We start from the raw sequence: 1,058 nt of genomic DNA on the forward strand, positions 1-1,058 counted from the left end.
GACAATGTTTATCATTTAAATGGTCGCGTATTTGTAGAAGAAGGCGCTGTGTTGCACATTGAAGCGGGTACAGTAATTAAAGGTATGCCGGGTTCCGGTGAAGATGCCTCGGCTCTTATTGTAGCTCGTGGCGGCAAAATTTACGCTGAAGGCACTGCCCAGCGTCCGATTATCTTTACAGCCGAATCAGATGATGTGAACAATCCGGCAGATATTTCTTACGACACCAAAGGATTGTGGGGCGGGGTGATCATCCTTGGCAAAGCTAAGATCAACCGCCCGGAAGGCGAATTCAATATTGAAGGCATTCCCAGCACAGAACCGCGTGGCGTTTACGGCGGAACCGACGATGATGACAATTCCGGTGTATTCCGCTATGTTTCGATTCGTCATGGTGGTGCGGAAATCGGTGAAGGTAATGAGATTAACGGGTTAACGCTTGGCGGCGTGGGCCGTGGCACAACTATTGATCATGTGGAAGTATTTGCCAATAAAGACGATGGATTTGAATTTTTTGGCGGTACGGTCAATGTAAAGAATTTAATAGTTGCTTTTTGTGGTGATGATGGTATTGATCTTGATGAAGGCTATCGCGGGAAAATGCAGTATGTGTTTGTGATTCAACATCCGGACTTTGGCAATCGTTGCGGCGAACACGACGGCGCGCCGAAATCGGCGATAACCACAGAACCAAAGGCATACGCTCAAATTTACAACGCTACCTATCTTGGTTCCGGGATGACCAGCAGTAATCCTGATCAGGACGAGTTGTTTAAGTTACGTGAAAACTGGGGTGGTATTTACGCAAACAGTATCTTTGGGGATTACAACGGATACGGCGTTGATGTAAGTGACAAATATTCTCCGGATGATGCCAAAGATCGATTGCTGGCAGGAGAAATCCAGTTTAAGAACAATATTTGGTTTAATTTTAATAAACGTACATTGGCCGATTCAATAGGAAAACAAAGCTGGATTCAAAGTTATTTGCAGAATGCAGCGAATGGCAATGTTGACGACGATCCGCAGTTGATGGGTATTAGCAGAATTCAGAATGC

At 45.4% G+C, this 1,058-nt stretch carries 1 protein-coding gene; it reads left to right on the forward strand.

The genetic code is table 11. The features are described from left to right. Positions 1 to 1,058, forward strand: a 1,058-nt coding sequence (locus D6694_11950; protein RMH38687.1) for a T9SS C-terminal target domain-containing protein, incomplete at both ends; no start/stop codon positions are given.

The sequence above is a fragment of the Gammaproteobacteria bacterium genome (genome assembly GCA_003696665.1).
Classification (GTDB): Bacteria; Pseudomonadota; Gammaproteobacteria; order Enterobacterales.